Source organism: Novosphingobium sp. LASN5T, from assembly GCF_003856955.1.
Classification (GTDB): Bacteria; Pseudomonadota; Alphaproteobacteria; order Sphingomonadales; family Sphingomonadaceae; genus Novosphingobium.
Map to the genome: position 1 here is coordinate 456,940 of NZ_RQSI01000001.1, position 18,371 is coordinate 475,310.

At 63.6% G+C, this 18,371-nt stretch carries 15 protein-coding genes and 2 pseudogenes; 8 read left to right on the forward strand and 9 right to left on the reverse strand.

The window, feature by feature from the left end; all coding sequences use genetic code 11:
- Positions 1–17 precede the first annotated feature (17 nt).
- The 5 genes from EH199_RS02185 (at position 18) to EH199_RS02205 (ending at position 6,671) form a co-directional block, all read left to right on the forward strand.
- Positions 18–1,355: an MFS transporter gene (locus tag EH199_RS02185; protein ID WP_124807614.1), complete on the forward strand. Its 1,338-nt coding sequence runs from the start codon at positions 18–20 to the stop codon at positions 1,353–1,355.
- A 3-nt stretch (positions 1,356–1,358) separates the two neighbouring features.
- The gene (gene cysK, locus EH199_RS02190) at positions 1,359–2,276 is read left to right on the forward strand and encodes a cysteine synthase A (RefSeq protein WP_124807615.1); all 918 of its coding nucleotides are present in this window, start codon (positions 1,359–1,361) and stop codon (positions 2,274–2,276) included.
- 4 nt (positions 2,277–2,280) lie between these two features.
- Entirely contained in the window at positions 2,281–3,000 is a 720-nt protein-coding gene (locus tag EH199_RS02195; protein ID WP_124807616.1) for a dienelactone hydrolase family protein, read from the forward strand.
- Between the two features lie 463 nt (positions 3,001–3,463).
- Positions 3,464–5,617, forward strand: coding sequence for a TonB-dependent receptor (locus EH199_RS02200; RefSeq protein ID WP_124807617.1), 2,154 nt, complete (start codon positions 3,464–3,466; stop codon positions 5,615–5,617).
- Between the two features lie 4 nt (positions 5,618–5,621).
- Positions 5,622–6,671, forward strand: coding sequence for a PepSY domain-containing protein (locus EH199_RS02205; RefSeq protein WP_124807618.1), 1,050 nt, complete (start codon positions 5,622–5,624; stop codon positions 6,669–6,671).
- Here EH199_RS02205 and EH199_RS02210 read toward each other — a convergent pair.
- Positions 6,668–7,309, reverse strand: coding sequence for a 3-oxoacid CoA-transferase subunit B (locus EH199_RS02210; protein WP_124807619.1), 642 nt, complete (start codon positions 7,307–7,309; stop codon positions 6,668–6,670). The genes EH199_RS02205 and EH199_RS02210 overlap by 4 nt on opposite strands.
- A gap of 16 nt (positions 7,310–7,325) precedes the next feature.
- Positions 7,326–8,009: a 3-oxoacid CoA-transferase subunit A gene (locus EH199_RS02215; protein ID WP_124807620.1), complete on the reverse strand. Its 684-nt coding sequence runs from the start codon at positions 8,007–8,009 to the stop codon at positions 7,326–7,328.
- 125 nt (positions 8,010–8,134) lie between these two features.
- Between EH199_RS02215 and EH199_RS02220 the strand changes: the two genes are divergently transcribed.
- Positions 8,135–8,899: an IclR family transcriptional regulator C-terminal domain-containing protein gene (locus EH199_RS02220; protein ID WP_223806423.1), complete on the forward strand. Its 765-nt coding sequence runs from the start codon at positions 8,135–8,137 to the stop codon at positions 8,897–8,899.
- 512 nt (positions 8,900–9,411) lie between these two features.
- Here the strand turns inward: EH199_RS02220 and EH199_RS24595 are convergent.
- The 4 genes and pseudogenes from EH199_RS24595 to EH199_RS02245 form a co-directional block, all read right to left on the reverse strand.
- A pseudogene (locus EH199_RS24595) lies at positions 9,412–9,606 on the reverse strand (transporter); the annotation flags it as partial.
- A 305-nt stretch (positions 9,607–9,911) separates the two neighbouring features.
- Positions 9,912–11,303, reverse strand: a complete 1,392-nt coding sequence (locus EH199_RS02235) for an FAD-dependent oxidoreductase (RefSeq protein ID WP_124807622.1) — start codon at positions 11,301–11,303, stop codon at positions 9,912–9,914.
- Entirely contained in the window at positions 11,300–11,659 is a 360-nt protein-coding gene (locus tag EH199_RS02240) for a cytochrome c (protein ID WP_190287061.1), read from the reverse strand. Before EH199_RS02240 ends, EH199_RS02235 begins: the two co-directional genes overlap by 4 nt.
- Positions 11,656–13,215, reverse strand: coding sequence for an FAD-binding oxidoreductase (locus tag EH199_RS02245; protein ID WP_124807624.1), 1,560 nt, complete (start codon positions 13,213–13,215; stop codon positions 11,656–11,658). The genes EH199_RS02240 and EH199_RS02245 overlap by 4 nt, the downstream gene beginning before the upstream one ends.
- 324 nt (positions 13,216–13,539) lie before the next feature.
- Here EH199_RS02245 and EH199_RS02250 point away from each other — a divergent pair, with 324 nt between their 5' ends.
- Both EH199_RS02250 and EH199_RS02255 read left to right on the forward strand, forming a co-directional pair.
- The gene (locus EH199_RS02250; RefSeq protein ID WP_190287063.1) at positions 13,540–14,529 is read left to right on the forward strand and encodes a helix-turn-helix domain-containing protein; all 990 of its coding nucleotides are present in this window, start codon (positions 13,540–13,542) and stop codon (positions 14,527–14,529) included.
- Between the two features lie 529 nt (positions 14,530–15,058).
- Positions 15,059–15,740 (forward strand): annotated as a pseudogene (locus EH199_RS02255) (transposase).
- Positions 15,741–15,898: 158 nt separating this feature from the next.
- Here EH199_RS02255 and EH199_RS02260 read toward each other — a convergent pair.
- The 3 genes from EH199_RS02260 to EH199_RS02270 are packed head-to-tail and all read right to left on the reverse strand — an operon-like array spanning position 15,899 to position 18,370.
- Positions 15,899–16,630, reverse strand: coding sequence for an NAD(P)H-dependent oxidoreductase (locus EH199_RS02260; protein WP_124807626.1), 732 nt, complete (start codon positions 16,628–16,630; stop codon positions 15,899–15,901).
- A 38-nt stretch (positions 16,631–16,668) separates the two neighbouring features.
- The gene (locus tag EH199_RS02265; RefSeq protein ID WP_124807627.1) at positions 16,669–17,451 is read right to left on the reverse strand and encodes an enoyl-CoA hydratase-related protein; all 783 of its coding nucleotides are present in this window, start codon (positions 17,449–17,451) and stop codon (positions 16,669–16,671) included.
- A complete protein-coding gene (locus tag EH199_RS02270; RefSeq protein WP_124807628.1) occupies positions 17,438–18,370 on the reverse strand; it encodes a 3-keto-5-aminohexanoate cleavage protein in 933 nt (310 codons plus the stop codon). The genes EH199_RS02265 and EH199_RS02270 overlap by 14 nt, the downstream gene beginning before the upstream one ends.
- Between the last annotated feature and the right edge of the window lies 1 nt (position 18,371).

Here is an 18,371-nt window from a genome sequence, read left to right on the forward strand (position 1 = left end):
GCTGCCATTCCAGCCGCGTGACTTCCTCTCCCAAGACTCCCCGTTCGCCGATCGCCATTCCGGATTACAGGCGCTTCTGGCTGGCGCGCCTGTGTTCGGTCATCGCGACGTCCGGCATGGTCGTGGTGCTGGGCTATCAGCTCTATGACGTGGCGCGCGCGCAATACGGCATGAGCATCGGCCATGCCGCGTTTCAGCTTGGCATTCTCGGCCTCGTCCAGTTCCTGCCGGTGTTTCTGCTGACGCCTGTCGCGGGTGTTCTGGCGGACCGGTTCGATCGGCGCAACGTGGCCGCGCTGGCCAGCCTGATCGACCTGCTGGTCGCTGGTTCGCTCGCGCTGACGACGCAATTGGACCTCCTTTCGCTACCCCTGCTGTTCACGCTGGGCGCGCTGCATGGCACCGCGCGCGTGTTCATCGCCCCGGCGATGGCATCGATCGCGCCGAACATCGTTCCGGCCGACCTCATGCCCAAGGCAATCGCGATCAACGCGCTGGCCATGCAGATCGGATCCGTCACCGGCCCCGCGCTGGGCGGCATCCTGTTCTCGCTGGCGCCAACCGCGCCGTACTGGACCTCCGTTGCCCTGCTGCTGATCGGCGCGTTCTCGCTTTTCCGCATCCGCCCGCTGCCCCCGCCGCCGGGCAATCGCGACCGGCACCCGCTGCGCCAGATTCTGGAGGGACTGACCTATGTGTGGAACGAGCGGTTCCTGCTTGGCTGTGTGACGCTTGATCTGTTCGCGGTCCTGCTGGGCGGCGCGACCGCGCTGCTTCCAGTGTTCGCCCGCGACATCCTGTTCGTGGACGGCCATCCGGTTGGCGCGGACGGGCTGGGCCTGATGCGCGCCGCGCCGGCCTTCGGCGCCGCCGCCGTCGCGATCCTGCTGTCGAAATACCCGATTCGGCACAACGTGGGCGTGAAGATGCTATGGGGCGTCGTCGCCTATGGCCTGGCTACCGCCGCGTTCGGCCTGTCGCGCAACTTCCACCTCTCGCTGGCGCTGCTCGCCTGCCTTGGCATGGGCGACATGATCTCGGTGTTCATCCGCAACACGCTGGTCCAGCTCAACACCCCGGATGAAGTGCGCGGCCGTGTTTCGGCCATATCGGGGCTGGCGATCTCCGCGTCCAATGAACTGGGCGAGATGCAGTCGGGCATTGCCGCCGCGCTGCTCGGGGCCACCGGCGCGGTGGTGTTCGGCGGCGCGGGCGCGATCGCGATCACCGCGCTGTGGGCCGTGCTGTTCCCGGAACTCAAAAACGCGCGGACCTTTGCGCCACAGTATCGTAGATATGAAACTCCCCCTCCGACGGCACAGGCCGAGGCGGACCATGTCAAGGAAGGAACCTGAACCATGAAAGCCGACAGCGTTCTCGCCACCATCGGCAATACGCCGCACATTCGCCTTTCGCGCCTGTTCCCGGACCACGAGGTATGGGTCAAGGCCGAGCGCACCAATCCGGGCGGATCGATCAAGGACCGCATCGCGCTGGCCATGATCGAGGATGCGGAGCAGCGCGGCGAACTGAAGCCGGGCGGGACGATCATCGAGCCGACATCGGGCAACACCGGTATCGGCCTGGCGCTAGTCGCGGCGGTAAAAGGCTACAAGCTCGTGCTCGTCATGCCCGAATCGATGTCGATCGAACGCCGGCGGCTGATGCTCGCCTATGGCGCGACATTCGACCTGACTCCGCGCGAAAAGGGCATGAAGGGCGCGATCGAACGCGCGAACCAGCTGCTTGCCGAAACGCCGGGCGCATGGATTCCGCAGCAGTTCGAAAATCCGGCCAACGTCGCCGTCCACGCCCGCACCACCGCGCAGGAAATCCTGAAGGACTTCGCGGATACGCCGATCGACGTGCTTATCACCGGCGTGGGCACCGGCGGCCACCTGACGGGTTCGGCCGAGGAACTGAAGAAGACCTGGCCCGCGCTGAAGGCTTATGCCGTCGAGCCGGCGCTCTCGCCGGTGATTTCGGGCGGGCAACCGGCGCCTCATCCGATCCAGGGGATCGGCGCGGGCTTCATCCCCGGCAACCTCCACACCCAGTCGATTGACGGCGCGATCCAGGTCGATGCCGGCGACGCCAAGGAATGGGCGCGCCGTTCGGCCAGCGTCGAAGGCCTGCTCGTGGGTATCAGCTCGGGCGCGACGCTTGCCGCCATCGCGCAGAAACTGCCGGACCTTCCCGCCGGCAGCCGCGTGCTGGGCTTCAACTACGATACCGGCGAACGCTATCTTTCCGTTCCCGATTTCCTGCCGGAGTAAGACGATGGCGCTGGAGGAAGTCCGCTACCATCACGATGATACCGTGCTCACCGGCTGGCTTGCCCGGCCGGCGGGGCCGGCGCGCGGAGCGATCGTGCTCTTTCCCACGATCATGAACGTGAACGCACCGATGGAGCGGCGCGCGCAGATGCTGGCGGATGCTGGCTACGTGGCGCTGATCGCGGACTTCTACGGCCAGCCCGTGGCTGACTTCGCCGCTTCGCACGCCCTGGCGGAAACCTTGCGCGCCGATGTGCGGCATTATCGCGACCGCATCGCCGCGGCGGTGGCCACGCTGCGCGCGCACGAGGCGGCCGCCGATCTGCCGGTCGGCGCGATCGGTTTCTGCATGGGCGGGCAGGCCGTGCTCGAACTGGCGCGCGACGGGGCAGACCTGGACGTCGTCGTCAGTTTCCACGGCATCCTGGCGACCGGGCGCCCGGCTCAACCTGGTGACACGATCCGCCCCCGCATCCTGATCTGCCACGGCGACAAGGACCCGCTGGTGCCGCGACCGCAGGTTTTGGCGTTCTGGGAGGAAATGGACGGCGCCCATGCCGACTGGCACTTTCATGCCTACGCCCACGCCAAGCACGGCTTCACCGATCCGGACAGTGACGCGCGTGGAATCCCGGCCATCGGCTATGATGCCAGCGCGGACAGGCAGAGCTGGGCGGCAATGCTCTCGCTGCTATCCGAAGTCTGGTGCGAACGGACCGGCTGAACTCCGGCGCGGCCGATCGTGGCATCAGGTCGTAAACTCATAATCAGCAGGATCGAGGCGTCCAAATGGCGAACATATCGGGCCGAAATGCGCGCCGCGAAGGCTGGTTGCCTTTGCAAGCGCCTTTCGGTTCGAGATGGAAGCCATTTGGACGTCCCGCCGGGATTTGACCAAAATGGCCCAGCGCGGCGTCGGAGGGACTTGAAATATCGACATATTCCTGCGCCCCTCCTCCTTGCGCCGGGCCATTTTCTTCAAACCTCGAGCCTGCTGATTATGAGTTTACGACCTAGCACACAGACCAGCCCCCGCCCCTTCACCACCTCCGCCATTACGGCCGCCTCATCCGCGGCGGCGATGTGTCGTGGGCGTCTATTCTTTTTAATGCGAATGAGTTGCATTACTTAGTCGAGATTGATAACGCGCCCCTCGATCATCGCGAGCCAAACGGGGGACAAGTACGGTGTCGATCAGGGCCAAGGCAGGTTTCACAGTTTCCGCTCTCGCTTTGGCAGGAGGGACGCTATCGCTGCCGCAAACGGCGTTCGCGGAAACCGGTGGTGAACCCGACGACACCCAGATCGTCGTTACGGCCGCGCGCACGATCCTTCCGCCCAATGCCCTGCCCCTCACCGTGGAGGTGATCGACAAGGCTTCTCTGGAACAGCAGATAGCCATATCCGGTTCGGTCACCGATGCTGTCGCCACGCTGATCCCGTCGTTCTCGCCCACGCGCCAGAAGCTCTCCGGGGCGGGCGAAACGCTGCGCGGACGCTCGCCGCTCTATGCCATCAACGGCATTCCCCAATCCACGCCGCTGCGCGACGGCAGCCGCGACGGCTTCACCATCGACGGCTTCTTCGTCGACCGGGTGGAAGTAATCTACGGCTCGAACGCGCTGCAGGGCATCGGCGGCACCGGCGGCATCGTCAACCAGGTCACCGTCGGCGCCCCCCAGACCGATGGGCTGGGCGGCCGGGTGCTGGTGCAGGGAACCAGCGGCGATGGCTTCGAAAGCGATGGCTTCGGCGGCAAGGTCGCGGGGTTGCTGCAATACAAGGCGGGGCGCTTCGACGCGACGGTGGGCGCCGCCTACGACAAGCGCGGCGTGTTCTATGACGGAAAGGGACGCCGCACCGGCATCAACCTGACGCAAGGCGAAACGCAGGATTCGCGCACGCTCTCGCTGTTCGGGCGGTTCGGCTACGCCTTGTCCTCGACCGGGCGGATCGACCTGATCGCCAGCCGCTACGAACTGAAGGGCGATGGCGACTACGTGGCCGTGCAGGGCAACCGCGCCACCGGCCTGCCGACCAGCGCCACGCCCGGCACGCCCCCCGGCAAGCCTGCCACTAACCGCACGGAAAGCGTGGCGCTGTCGATCACCGACACGGCGTTGTGGGGCGGCAACTTCGTCAGCCAGGTGTTCTTCAACCGCAGCCGCGACACCTTCGGCGGAGAGCCCACGCCGCAGGCAACCTTCCAGGACGTGCTGATCGCGCCGGTCGGCACCCTGTTCGACCAATCGCAGAACCGGTCGCGCAAGATCGGTGGCAAGATCAGCTATGAACGGTCGGTGCCCGGCTTCGAGGCGTTGACCGCGATCGTCGGTTTCGATGCCCTGTGGGACAAGACCGAACAGCGCCTGATCGCCACCAACCGCGTGTGGGTGCCGCCCACCGATTTCCGCAGCTTCGCACCGTTCGGCCAGCTCAACCTGAAGCTGCTGGATGGCAAGCTGCGGTTTGCGGGGGGCGTCCGCTACGAGGATGTGCGGATCACCATCGACGATTTCACCACGCTCGCCACCTCCAACCGCACGTTCGTGAAAGGAGGCAGCCCGCGCTTTTCCGATGCCTTGCTCAACGGCGGCGTGATCATCGAACCCTGGCCCGGCATCCGCGCCTATGCGAGTTATGCCGAAGGCTTCACCGTCCCCGATGTCGGCCGGGTTACCCGCGCCATCAACAAGCCGGGGATCGCGATCGACACCTATCTCAACATCAGGCCGATCGTGTCCAACAACCGGGAGATCGGGATCGAGGTAAAGCGCGGCCCGTTGGATGGCAGCGTCACCTACTTCTGGTCGACCAGCAAGGAGGGGCAGCTTCTCGTCCAGCGGCCGGACGGGATCTTCGACGTGCAGCGCCAGCGCGTCGAGATCCACGGGCTGGAGCTGAATCTCGGCGTGCAGATGCCGATCGACGGACTGAAGCTGTCGCTGGGTTACGCGCACCTGATCGGCCGGTCGGACACCAACAACGACGGCAGGGTCGACAGCGATCTGGATGGCGCCAACATCTCGCCCGATCGCCTGAACCTGGCCGCCAGCTACGTGCGCGGCCCGATCAGCGCGCGGGTGCAGACCCAGGTCTATTTCGCCCGCACCTTCAAGGGCCTTGCGCGCGATCCCCGCAACGATTTCGGCGGCTACACCCTGACCGACGCCAGCCTGCGCTATCAGACCGCGATCGGCGGATGGACGCTGAGCGTGCAGAACCTGTTCGACAAGCAGTATATCGACTACGCCAGCGATACCACGCGCCCGACCGACAACTTCTTTTATTTCGCGGGACGCGGCCGTGCCTTCACGCTGGGCTGGGACTACCGGTTCTGATCCGATGAAGTGGCTCGATCTGCTCCACCGCTGGACCGGTGGCCTGCTCGGCCTGGTGCTGGCCTTGCTGGGCCTGTCGGGCGCGATCCTGGTCCACAAGGAGGACTGGATCGCCCTGCCGCATGCCAGTGACGCGCTGGTGAGCGATCCGGCCCGGATCGCGCTGGCAACCGGGCGTCTGCTGCCCGCCCCGCGCGGCGGAGAAGCGCTGATCTACGCCAGCGAACGGTTCGGGTTGATACAGTTGCGCGGCCCCGGCGATGCCGGCGCCTATGCCGATCAAGCGGGGCACATCGTTACCCGCTGGGACAGCCAGTGGCAGCGGCCCGAACTCTGGCTGTTCGACCTGCACCACCACCTGTTCTCCGGGGACGCCGGGGAAACCGTGATCGGCATCGCGGGGCTGGCCGGTGTATTCTTCGTCGTCTCCGGCACGATCCTGTGGTGGCGAACACGCCGGACGTTCCGCTGGCGGCTATTGCCTTCGCGCCTGTCGCGCCCCGCCATCCTGTGGCATCACCGCGATCTGGGCATCGTGATCGCGCCATTGCTGCTGCTGGTGACGCTGACGGGAACGATGATGGTGTTCCGGCCCGTCGCCGGACTGGTGCTCTGGCCCTTCTCCCCGCCCTCCGCGATCGAGGCTTCCCTGAAGCCGCCCAAACTCGCCAGCGGCCCTCTCGCCGCGCGGCCGGACTGGCGCGCAATGATCGAACAGGCGCAAGCGCGGTTCCCCGACGCGCGCCTGCGCATCCTTTCCCTGCCTCGCAAGCCCGGCGATCCCATCGCGATCCGCATGAAACGGGCGGACGAATGGCTGCCCAACGGCCGGTCAATGATATGGTTCGACGCCGCGACGGGCCGTATGCTGGGCTCGCGCGATGCGCTGGACCTGCCCGCCGGCGCACGGATGTTCAACCAGGTGTATCCGCTCCACGCCGCCAAGGTCGGCGGCCTTGCCTACCGGCTGGTTATGACCCTCGTGGGGCTCGGCCTGGCGCTGCTGGGCAGTCTGGCGGTGTGGACGTTCTGGTTCCGGAGACGGGCGCGCTAGGCATCCATGCGCAGCGGCACGCCGGTCAGCCCCTGCAAGGCATCGAGCGTGAGCCCGTCGATCATCTCCACGACCGAGGCCCCTTCCGGCCCCACATCGAACACGGCATGGTCGGTATAGATGCGCGATACGCAGGCGAGGCCGGTGAGCGGATAGCTGCACGCCTCGACCAGCTTGCTCTGCCCCTCGCGCGTCAGCAGGTCCATCATCACGAACGTGCGCTTGGCGCCGATGGCGAGATCCATCGCCCCGCCCACCGCCGGAATCGCTCCCGGCGCGCCGGTGTGCCAGTTGGCGAGATCGCCATGCACCGAGACCTGGAACGCGCCCAGCACGCAGATGTCGATATGTCCGCCGCGCATCATCGCGAAGCTGTCGGCATGGTGGAAGAACGCGCCGCCCGCCAGCAGCGTGACCGGCTGCTTGCCCGCGTTGATCAGTTCCGGGTCCTCGTCCCCGGCCGCGGGCGCCGGCCCCATGCCAAGCAACCCGTTCTCGCTCTGGAGGATCACCTCCCGATCGACCGGCAGGAAATCGGCCACGCGGGTCGGCAGGCCGATACCAAGATTGACGTAGGCCCCTTCGGGAATGTCGCGGGCCACCCGTGCGGCCATCGCATCGCGGTCGAGACGCTTCATGCTTGCTTCCTTCCGTTCAAGCCGCGCGCGCGACAGAGGCCCCAAGCGCGACGACGCGCTGGACGAAAATCCCCGGCGTCACCACCGTTTCCGGGTCCAGCGATCCCAGCGGCACCATCTCGTCGGCCTGGACGATCGCGGTGCGCGCCGCCATCGCCATGATCGGGCCGAAGTTGCGCGCGGTCTTGCGATAGACGAGGTTGCCCCAGCGATCGGCCCGGCGCGCCTTGATCAGCGCGAAATCGGCGTGGATCGGATATTCCAGCACATAATCGCGCCCGTCGATCCGGCGCGTTTCCTTGCCTTCGGCCAGCAGCGTGCCATAGCCGGTGGGCGTGAAGATCGCGCCCAGCCCCGCCCCGGCCGCCTGGATCCGCGCGGCAAGGTTGCCTTGCGGCACCAGTTCCAGCTCGATTTCCCCGGCGCGGTAACGCGCGTCGAAATGGTGCGAGTCCGACTGACGCGGGAACGAACAGATGATCTTGCGCACCCGCCCGGCCTTGATCAGCGCGGCCACCCCGGTTTCGCCATTGCCGGCGTTGTTGTTGATGATGGTAAGGTCGCCCACGCCACGATCGATCAGCGCTTCGATCAGTTCGTCCGGCATGCCGGCCGTACCGAAGCCGCCGATCATCACCGACGCGCCATCGCCGATATCGGCCACTGCCGCGCGCACCGAAGCCACCGACTTGTCGATCACCGCCATTCTCCCGCAGCGCGCGTGCACCGGCACGGCATGGGCCGCACTTCGTGCCCAGTGATGGCTTGAGTCAACCGATAAACGGTATATTGTACGATTATCGTTTACAAATCGGGAGCAGCCGCGTGGAAACGCCGCAGGAGAACGATCCGGATTTCATGATGTCGCTGGCGCGTGGACTGGCGGTGCTGCGCTGCTTCGCTGACGAACAGCGACCGATGACCATCGCCCAGGCGAGTCGCCTGACCGGGCTGAGCCGCCCGGCGGTCCGGCGCTGCCTGCACACGCTGGTCAGCCTGGGTTATGCCGCGCGCGACGAAAGCCGCTACACGCTCCGCCCCAAGGCACTGGCTCTGGGCTATGCCTATCTATCGTCCAACACGCTGGCCCAGCGCGCGCAGCCCCTGCTCGACCGGTTGCGCGACGACATCCACGAATCCTGTTCGCTGGGCGTGCTGGAGGAAGGCGAAGTCTATTACGTCGCCCGCGCCGAAGCGAGCCGCATCATGTCGATCTCGCTGCGCGTGGGCAGCCGTTTGCCGCTCTATGCCACCTCGATGGGCCGCGTCCTGCTCTCCGCCCTGCCCCGCGCGGAACAGGAGGCCTATCTGCGCACGTCCGCGATCGCCCCATTGACCGGCCGCACCCAAACCGATCCGGCCACGCTGCTGGAGATTTTCCGCAACGCCGCGGAACAGGAATATGCCATCGTCGATCAGGAACTGGAGCCGGGGCTGCGCTCGATCGCGGTTCCGGTGCGCAACCGTTCGGGCGTCACTATCGCCGCGCTCAACATCGGCACGCAGGCCGCGCGCGTTTCCATGGCCGATCTGCGCGCACGCCTGCTGCCCGCCCTGCGCCGCGTCGCCCGGGACATTGGCGCGAGCTAGGCGGAGCATCCGAAATACGAACCGTCGGGAACGGAAACTTGGCGGAGAGGGTGGGATTCGAATATGGCTCGTAGAACCCTGTACATACTCGCATACCCAGACAAAATTTGCCAAGTGTGCCCCCTGCTCTGCCCCCAAAAAGATTGGACGCATCCGCATCGTCTCGGACGAGGCGCCTCAATCCGAGGCTGTACCATCAACCATGCGCAAAATCGCGATCTGTCTCTTAATCAGCGGGTCCTAGGTTCGAGCCCTGGTGCGTCCACCAAATTATCTAGTAAAATCAATATATTAATGGCCACGCGCTTCGAGATTTCCGCGGAGCCTTTGCTGCTAGGTAGCTCTCTAGGTAGCAGGCCGATAAAATCGCCCCACCGCAAAAAAGAACGCGCCTCGGGCACTGTGGACGAAACCTGCCGCGAATTGAGTTGGTGTTCCGAGCGCGCCCGCGTGAATGCCTCGGCGATTCGGGTGGCAATGAATGAAACCCTTCGCCACGACAACGTGGCGGATCAGCCGAGGCTTTCTTCGATCATCAATAGAGCGAGGAAGCCCACGAAGAACATGGCGGTGATCAAGGGGCTGTCTGGCTGCTCGTGCGCTTCAACGAGCAGTTCCTCGGTAACGAAATACAGCAATGCGATCAGTCCAAAAGCCAAGAACCCGATTATCACCTGAGCCGGGAGCAATGCGACGGGCGTATCTGCGCCTGTTTGACAGCCATGTCGAAGCCCGACGTATCTTTCGACGCGATCATTTGTCAGATGCCGCTTGGGGGATCTGTCATCATATTCTTTATGCCCTTCCCGGCGAGGAATGGCGCATACAAGCGATGCTTGATCTCGTCTTGAGCGACGACCCATGGACTTTCGAACAGGAGCGACTACAAGGTGAACTACTCGGGTAAGCCGATTGGATGAGCGATTATTGGTTGGAGCAGATTTACCGGCGCTGAGGGGCCGCGCCACCAATCACGGTCATTCGCTTATGAGTTCACGGCCTAATTTTGTTTTTATTTGATGGCTGCATGCACCCGCGCCTGAAGTTGCCCAAGCGGACTGCTTCCGAGCGTCGAAGCCGCGAGCCGGCTCAATTCGAGACTTTCGGAGACAAGGCCAAACCCTGCTTTGCCCATGTCCGTAATGAGCTGCGATGCGCAGGCGGCCACCGTCGAGATGCCCGCTACGGGGCCGGGCTCGTAAGGCAGATATAACGCCTGAAAAAGCGAGCGACCACATAGCGACAATTCGACAAGCAGCGGCAGCTTGTGAACATCGAGCGCGGCACTGGCCGTCTTCATCATGGAGATGGCCGCTTCACCCTCAATAGGCGCGACGAAGGTCATCCGTGCCGCAGCACTGCCGTTACGCGATCCGAAGTGGGGAGCGCCGGGACCAGGTGCGCCGCTCATCAGGGCAATCTGCTCGCGCCAGACGGGATCATTGCCCAGCGCTGCGGGATCCAGCTTGCGGCAGCCCGCAATCTGGCCCAGGCCGCCATCGACCATCGACTCGATCAGCGCGACTGTGGCAGGGAGGCCATAATGAGCGCCGAACAGCCGCCACTCGCCACGATCCGCCGCGATGGACCCGCGCGCTGCGTCGAACGGGTTGTGCGTGATCGCGATCGTGCCCGCCAGCGTGTTGGAGAGCTTGAGCGGGCGTAGAAACTCGATCGCAGCCGCCAGCGCATCATCATCCTTCAGGTCGAAGGCAAAGGGATGGATCGCCGGCGGCTTTCCCATCAGCCAGATGCCGATCTGCGTGGGGATCATGCCGCCCGACTGAATCGCCAGACCGTCCGAAAACGGTCCGAGCGCGAACTTGTAGACGTTCCAGGTCCGGCTTTCCGGCATCGCGCCCATGCCCGTGCGCACCAGCGCGCCATCGGGCAGGACGAACTCGCCGCCACACTGAACCAGAGCGTGATCGGCATAAGGCGTGAAGCCCATGCCCTTCGAGAAGACGCTGCCCGCGATGGAGGCGTTCGGGTCGCGCTCGGCATCGACCATCAGCGGCAGGTCATGCTTGGCAAGATGACTCGCGAGATCCGCGAAGCTCGCACCGGCCTCGACGCGCGCGAAGGCATAGTCGAGATTAACCTCCAATATGCGGTTCATGCGCGAGAGATCTAGCACCAGACAGTCACCGTCACCGCCGAGCGAGGCCCCTACACTTGAAGCATTATAGAGGGTCAAGAGGGCGAGCCCGTCCTGCCGCGCCTGTTTTACGAGGGCGGCAAGCTCATCGCCATTGCCCGGGCGCGCGAGCGCCACGATGTTAGCGCGTGCACCCGCGATGTTGCCATGGCGCGTCACGATCTGCCGCAGCGCATCCGATCCGGGCGCATCGACGTTCGCATCGCCGACGATCCGGCCAATGGCGTCGATCGAGAAATTGCTCATGGCTTGCCTCCCGCGACATGCGCCGCCAGCAGTTCGAGTTCTTCATCGGAAATCTCGGTGGGTCGAAACGGCGGCATCATGTTGAAGCCGTTGCGGACGGCATACTTGACAAGATCCTTGTCGACGCCTTCCAGCCCGATCAGCACGGATCGATTGTCCCCGAAATCGCCCGCCATGCGCAGCGTTCCGGGGTGGCCTGGCCCGGCATCATGGCAGGCCGCGCACCAGTGCTCGTAGAGCTCCTTGCCAGTTTTCGGCCGGGTATCGGCAATCGCGACTTTTTCGTCCTTGCCAGCCTTGAAGCCGGCGAGGCTGAGCAGGATCAGCGCTGCACAGGGGATGAAACCGCGCGTCACTTGCCTGCCTCCCGATAGCGTTCGGGCCAGATGCCGCTCTTGCCGGGAGCGAGAATGCCCGCCGGATCAAGCCCTGCCTTGAGCCTGGCGTTGAGGCGGCCCAGCGCATGGTCATTCCATGAGAAGGTGGAGGCGACCTTGTCCATGAGATCGAGATGCGTCCGGTAGACGCCGAAATGGTCGGCGGCGGCATCGTCGATCAGTGCCTCCAACAGGTCGAGCATGCGCTCTTTCTCTGCCTCATCGTCGCGCCGAAAGGCCGGCATGAAGATATGATGCATGTCGCGCCAGCCGACGACGAACTCGCCGAAATAATCGAAACCCGCGCGGGTCGAGAGTTCGCGCACGCGATTATATTGCCGCAGCGCGAGCTTGCCATCGACAGGAACGACCGGGCCGAAGCCAACATGAGCGGCATTAGGTATCCAGGCGACCGTGCCGAACTCGGTCATGTTCGGAATGCCGCGCATCAACTTGGCACGGTAGGCAAAGGCAGCGCTGCCCTTCTTGTCGTCAGCCGAATAAAAACGCGCGCCTTTGATCGAACCGAGCGCATCCTGAATGACCGGCCATGTCGCGTCCATGACCGCCTCAGGGCCGTAAAGCGCCCCGTAGAAGTTCCAGGCACCAATGCCGAGATCGGCCATGAGCTTCTTGCGGGCGCTGTCCGGCAGGGGGCCGGCGCCGTCATGATACTGGTCCTTGCGGACCTCGACTGCGGCTTCCCAGATCAACTCGGTGCTGGTTGCCGCGTTGGGAATGATCTGCGCGAGCTTGAGCGGGCGGATCGCCTCGGTGAGCGGCTCGATGGCCGCCTCGTCCGGGAAGGTGACCATGTAGGGGCGATAGCCGGGCGGCTCGGGCATGAGCTGGACGCCCAGCCTCGTAACCACGCCGAAGTTCGACTGGGTGAAGAGGCCGTCCAACCAGGGGCCGTGCCCATAGCGATAGGTATGTTCGGCGCTCCGCCCGGGCTGGCCACCCATGCCGGTATCGACGACCGTCCCATCCGACAACACCAGTTGCATGCCGCATTGCTGTTGCAGGAAATGCTCGCCCATGGGCGTGTACCCGACGCCGCGATCGAGCAGATTGCCCACGACGCCACCCCAGCCCGGCGCCGCGCAGTCGATCCACAGCTTCGAGTCCGTCATCTGGAGATGGCGATAAAGATCCCTGTAGGAGACGCCCGGCTCCACCACGGCATAGGCATGGCGCTCATTGACCTCGATGATGCGGTTCATCCGCTTGAGGTCCAGCACCAGAGTGCCGGGCATCCGGGGCGCGGGCCCGCCATATCCGAAATTCCGGCCGGTAGAGATCGTCCAGACCGGGACGCTATGGTCCCGCGCGATCTTGAGAAGCGCCTGTATTTCTTCCACCGTACGCGGCGCCACCGCGGCCGAGGGCATGTGCGCCTCGATCGGCTTCATGGCGAAATGATCGTGATAGCCCAGGAGGCCTGTCTCGTCGGCAAAGACATAGCGGGCGCCGACAACGGAGCGCATGGCGCGCAGCGCCTCCTGGAAGGCCGTCCCTGTAAGACCCGGCGGCATGGTTGCCATATCCGTCGCAGCCCAAAGGGCATTCTGACCGACAAGGCCGAGCCCTGCCGCGAAAGCCGACCCTTGCACGAACCGGCGTCTGGTCAACATGTCTTGGTCTCTCCCCTAGCGACGGTCTTGAGCGTGACTGCTTGGTGCCAACGGTCTATCTGGTCCTCATGGCGTTCCGCCGCGCGGCTGCCAGTGCATGGAATTCGTTCCGAGAGTGCAGGGCTCCGGAGCAAATGGCGGCCGCTGTTGCGATATCGGGCCGCAGCATCTAATTTCGGTTGGAAGTCAGGGCTTGAGTGTCCGCAAGAGAGAGGAGCCGGACAAATGGGCAATGTCAGGGAAACTGCGCCTGACCGCTGCTGGACGACGGAAGCGTTCGAGGCGCAATCAAGGATGTCGGGCTGGACGGACATTGTCTCCCGGCACATGACCGAGATGGATGTCGGCAGCGAACAACCGGAATCCTATTGCGCTTCGTGGCGGCAATTCGGCCTCGGCGCGCTCGAACTCAACTTCATCACCGCAACGCCTCAGCATATCCGGCGCACGCCAGCCATGGTGTCGCGCGGCGGTAGCGCGAGCTACGAACTGGTCTTCATGAAGCAGGGCACCATGCATGTGCGCTACAGGACCGGCGAAGAATTCATTGCAGAGAGTGATTTCGCCCTGCTGCGCAATGCCGAACCCTATGAATTCATCTGTCCGGAAAAGAGCGTTGCCCTGACTGCGCATGTGAGCGCCGACTGGGTCGGCCGGTGGTTGCCGAGCCTTGAGAGCTTTTCCGGCCTGTCGTCGGCAGTCCGGCAGGCTTGGGGTCGCCCGCTGGCCGCTATGTTTTCCACGATCGACGAGGCTGGGCTGGGTGACATCGCGCTGCCGCGAGAGGTACTTGCAGACCAGATCGGCGCGCTGCTCGGGCTGATGACGGCAACGCAGGGCGATGCGCTGAAATCACAGCATCACGCGATGCTGCGGCGTATCCGGGCGCTCCTCCATGAGCGCAGCCATGAGCCTGATCTCGATCCTGGTAAACTTGCCCGGGACATTGGCATCTCGAAACGTCACCTGCACGGGTTGTTCGCCGCCGCTGGCTCAACCTTCGGCCGGGAACTGATCGAATTTCGGCTGATGTACGCGGCGCGCTATCTGCGGGACGCCCGGTATCGCGCCTTGTCGATCACCGAAATCGCCTATCAGACCGGCTTTAACGACACGAGCCATTTCGCTCGCCGCTTCAGGGGACGGTTCGGCTGCAATCCCCGCTTATTTCGTGCCGAGGCGTTCCAAGACCCATTAATTATGGCCAAAAAATAAGGGTAGCAACGAGAGCGATGGCGGAGAAGAGGCGGTGGGGCATCCCTCGATTTTTCCCCTGTGGTTTATCAAGGCGCAGTAGAATGCCCAAATAATCAACCGTCAGTTGCTACCAACCCTCTTTACCAGTTCCGAGAAGCATCAATCAGGTCCACACAATCTCATTGGGCAGTTGGCATTTGTGATGGTACGAACAATGTTAAAAAAGAAAATACTACGATAATAACAATACCTTGCCGCAATAATTCGGTGGCCATAGGGGTCACCATATATCAATGGCTTATGATCAGCCTTGACCATTTCGTCGAATATCGGTCAAATGAATCGATCCGGAAATTTGCGCATTGACGTGGATTCGAGGAGGGGCGTCAGCGATGCGCGACGCAGAGAGATGCATGAACACCGCGTTTGCGAACGCGATCACCGTAGCCTTTACTAGAGCATTATCCGACCGGATAGAATCGCGGGGGATTCCCAAGGCGCTGGAAATCTGATTCAGCCTGCTTGCTGGATACGGAGGCCAGCAGGCATGGTGAAACCGATATCCGAGGATTTACGGTCGCGGGTGATTGCGGCTGCTGAGGCAGGTTTGTCGCGGCGAGCAGCTGCCGATCGATTTGGTGTCGCGATCGCAAGTGCCGTGCGCTGGGTCCGTGAATGGCGGGAGAGCGGAACGGCAAGGGCAAAGCCGCAAGGTGGCGACAAGCGCTCCCAGCGGATTGAAGCGTATCGCGACGTGATTTTGACGGCGATCGAGAGCCAGGTCGACATCACCCTTGTCGAGCTGGCCGAGATGCTGAGGGCGGAACATGGAGCGCAGTTCGCACCGAGCACGATCTGGCGTTTTCTCGACCGTCACTCGATGACCTTGAAAAAAAACGGCGCACGCCAGCGAGCAGGATCGGCCCGACGTGCTCGCGCCGACATTGCGGCCCGGTGACATCGTGATCCTCGACAACCTGCCGGCCCACAAGGTTGCTGCAGCGAGCGAGGCCATCGAAGCCGTCGGTGCAAGGATGCTCTTCCTTCCGCCTTACAGCCCGGACTTCAACCCAATCGAGAACGCATTCTCGAAGTTGAAATCAATCTTGAGAAAGGCCGCCGCTCGGACCGTCCCCGAGCTCTGGGACGCCATCCGCGATGCGCTGCCAAGCTTCACACCGAACGAATGCACCAACTACTTTATCGCCGCAGGGTATGAGCCAGAGTGATCGGAATCTGCTCTAATATTCGACGAGTCGTGTCTGGATGAATGCCGGAGATTAGCCGCTCGCCAAGAGTACGTCGTCGGGTTTCGACTGTTTCCGCATTCTATTGATGAGACCGACGGCGCGCCGCCGTGGGCCGCTCACGGACGGGCTGCCATCCGTCAGGCACTGGCGACATGCGGTTCGAAGGCGAGCGGCGCGACGCCGACATGGCCACGGACCAGAGGTTGCGGAGCAGCCTCGCGGCGCGCGCGGTCAACGCCAGCGCGAAGATGAGCTCCCCAGGCCTCCAGATAAGCGGTGCGCTGGGCTGCATCGACTCGCGGGGTCGCATAGGCAATGAAGTCGTCGAGCTGCGTCAAACCGATATAGGCCAGCGCACAATGCTTCAAAGGCCACAGGACCCGTTCGATCGAGCCGTATGTGCCAGCGTCAGTGAAGCGGTCGGCCGTGCCGCCGGTCGGAATGCAGAGCATGGCATGCCGCCCCCGGAACAGCCCCCGTTCGTAGCGCGCGCCGTCCATATAGCCGAAGCCGTAGGACATGACGCGATCGAACCAGCCTTTGACGACCGCGGGCGGACCACCCCACCAGAGTGGGAAGAGAAAGACGATCAGGTTCGCCTTTGCGACGCGCGCCTGCTCGCGGCCGATATCATCGGAGAATGCATCCGATCGCTCAGCAGCTGCCTGTTCGTCCTGAACACTGAAGTAGTCCGGATTCCAGACCGTCGAAAAGTCGCCGCGACCCAGGACCGGATCGAACTTCTCGGCATAGAGGTCCGACACTTCGAAGCTGGCGCCCGCTTCCGCGGCGACCGCCTTTGCCTTCTCGAGAAGGGCGCCTGTGAAGCTGTTTGGCTCTGGGTGCGCTACGACAAAGAGGATGTGCATGAGTGGCCTTTCAGGAGCGAAAACGGAACGAGGGCATATTAGCTGAAGACGGGGCGGCGCTTATCGAGGAAGGCGGAAATGCCCTCGCGCCCTTCTGGCGAACCCGCCGCGTTGCAGATCGTGCGCCCTTCGAGGTCCATCTGCTCTTCAAGAGGCAGACCCGACATGAGGAGCGAGCGGATATTCGCGAACGCCGATACCGGGCCGTTGCGAAGCCGTTGAGCCACCGCGGCGGCCTTTTCCTCGAGTTCGATGTCGTCGACGACTTCGGTGACGAGGCCCATCACCGCCGCCTCATCGGCGCCGAGCCGCCGGTTGGTATACGCCAGTTCCTGCGTCCGCCGCAATCCGATCAGCCGTGGGAGGATGGCGGTTGCGCCGCCATCCGGTGTCAGTCCGATGCCCGTATAGGCCATGGTGAAGCTCGCCGAGCGCGCCGAAATAACGATGTCACCAAGTGCCGCAAGGCTAAGGCCTGCGCCGGCGGCTGCGCCGTTGACCGCCACGACCAGGGGTTTGGGCATGCGAGCAAGATGGGCGATGGCATCGTGCAGGGATGCGGTTATCTTCTCGAGCAATTGCGGCACTGCATCTCCAGCAGCACGAAATGCGCCGATATCCCCGCCGACGCAGAAAAAACGCCCGCTTCCCGTCAATAATACGCAGCGAATATCGTCGAGCGCGGCAACCTCCACGCTGGTCTCCGCCAAGGCTTCGGCCATTTCGAGGTTGATTGCGTTCCCCGCATCGGGCCGCGACAGCCGGAGCGTCGCCACGCCATCCTCGACGCTCAGCGCAAGCGGACTGTCAGAAGCCGACATTGTCGCAGCCTTTGGTTGCCAGCATCGCGCGTGCTTCGGCAGGCGTTGCGATTTCAAGGCTCAATTCCTCAAGGATTCGCCGAATCTTCGCAACCTGCTCCGCGTTGCTCGTCGCCAGCTTTCCCTTGCCGGCATAGAGGCTGTCTTCGAGGCCGACGCGCACGTTGCCGCCCAATATGGCGCTCATCGTCACGAACGGCATCTGGTGGCGTCCGGCGGCGAGAACGGAAAGATAATAGTCGTCGCCGAACAGCCGGTCAGCCGTCGCGCGCATGTGGAGGAGATTCTCCGGATCCGGGCCGATACCGCCCAGAATCCCAAAGACGCATTGGACGAAGAAGGGCGGCTCAACGAGCTTCTGCTCGGCAAAATGCGCCAGATTGTAAAGATGGCCGACGTCGTAACATTCGAACTCGAAGCGTGTGCCGTTGGCACCCATCTCCCGCATGCCATAGTCGATTTGTTTGAACGTGTTCGAGAGGATCAGATCCTTCGTCCCTTCGAGATAGGGCTGTTCCCAATCGTGCAGAAACTCGCTGCGCTTGCCCGCGGCACCGGAGATGTTGAAGTTGAACGAGCCCATGTTCATGGACGCAACTTCGGGCTTGCACGCGATCGCCGGCGCCAACCGCTGTTCGAGGGTCATGCCGAGGCCACCCCCGGTCGTGATATTGAGGATCGCGTCGGACTGCGCCTTGATGGCGGGCAAGAACTCCAGAAATCGCTCGGGAGTCTGATCGGGGCGCCCGTCCTCGGGGTCGCGCGCATGGAGGTGGATCATCGCTGCACCGGCCTCTGCCGCCGCGACCGCTTCGGCCGCGATCTGGGCGGGCGTCACGGGAAGATGCGGCGACATCGAGGGCGTATGGATGCTTCCCGTGACGGCGCAGGTGATGATGACCTTTTCGGCCCGCTTCATG

Bases quoted from the DNA above. Each gene is read 5' to 3' on its own strand.
- EH199_RS02265 (WP_124807627.1), bottom strand. From the start codon at position 17,451: ATGTCGGCTTCTGACAGTCCGCTTGCGCTGAGCGTCGAGGATGGCGTG.
- EH199_RS02245 (WP_124807624.1), bottom strand. From the start codon at position 13,215: ATGCCGCCGGGTCTTACAGGGACGGCCTTCCAGGAGGCGCTGCGCGCC.
- EH199_RS02235 (WP_124807622.1), bottom strand. From the start codon at position 11,303: ATGAGCAATTTCTCGATCGACGCCATTGGCCGGATCGTCGGCGATGCG.
- EH199_RS02195 (WP_124807616.1), top strand. From the start codon at position 2,281: ATGGCGCTGGAGGAAGTCCGCTACCATCACGATGATACCGTGCTCACC.
- EH199_RS02210 (WP_124807619.1), bottom strand. From the start codon at position 7,309: ATGAAGCGTCTCGACCGCGATGCGATGGCCGCACGGGTGGCCCGCGAC.
- EH199_RS02205 (WP_124807618.1), top strand. From the start codon at position 5,622: ATGAAGTGGCTCGATCTGCTCCACCGCTGGACCGGTGGCCTGCTCGGC.
- EH199_RS02270 (WP_124807628.1), bottom strand. From the start codon at position 18,370: ATGAAGCGGGCCGAAAAGGTCATCATCACCTGCGCCGTCACGGGAAGC.
- EH199_RS02250 (WP_190287063.1), top strand. From the start codon at position 13,540: ATGGGCAATGTCAGGGAAACTGCGCCTGACCGCTGCTGGACGACGGAA.
- cysK (WP_124807615.1), top strand. From the start codon at position 1,359: ATGAAAGCCGACAGCGTTCTCGCCACCATCGGCAATACGCCGCACATT.
- EH199_RS02260 (WP_124807626.1), bottom strand. From the start codon at position 16,630: ATGCACATCCTCTTTGTCGTAGCGCACCCAGAGCCAAACAGCTTCACA.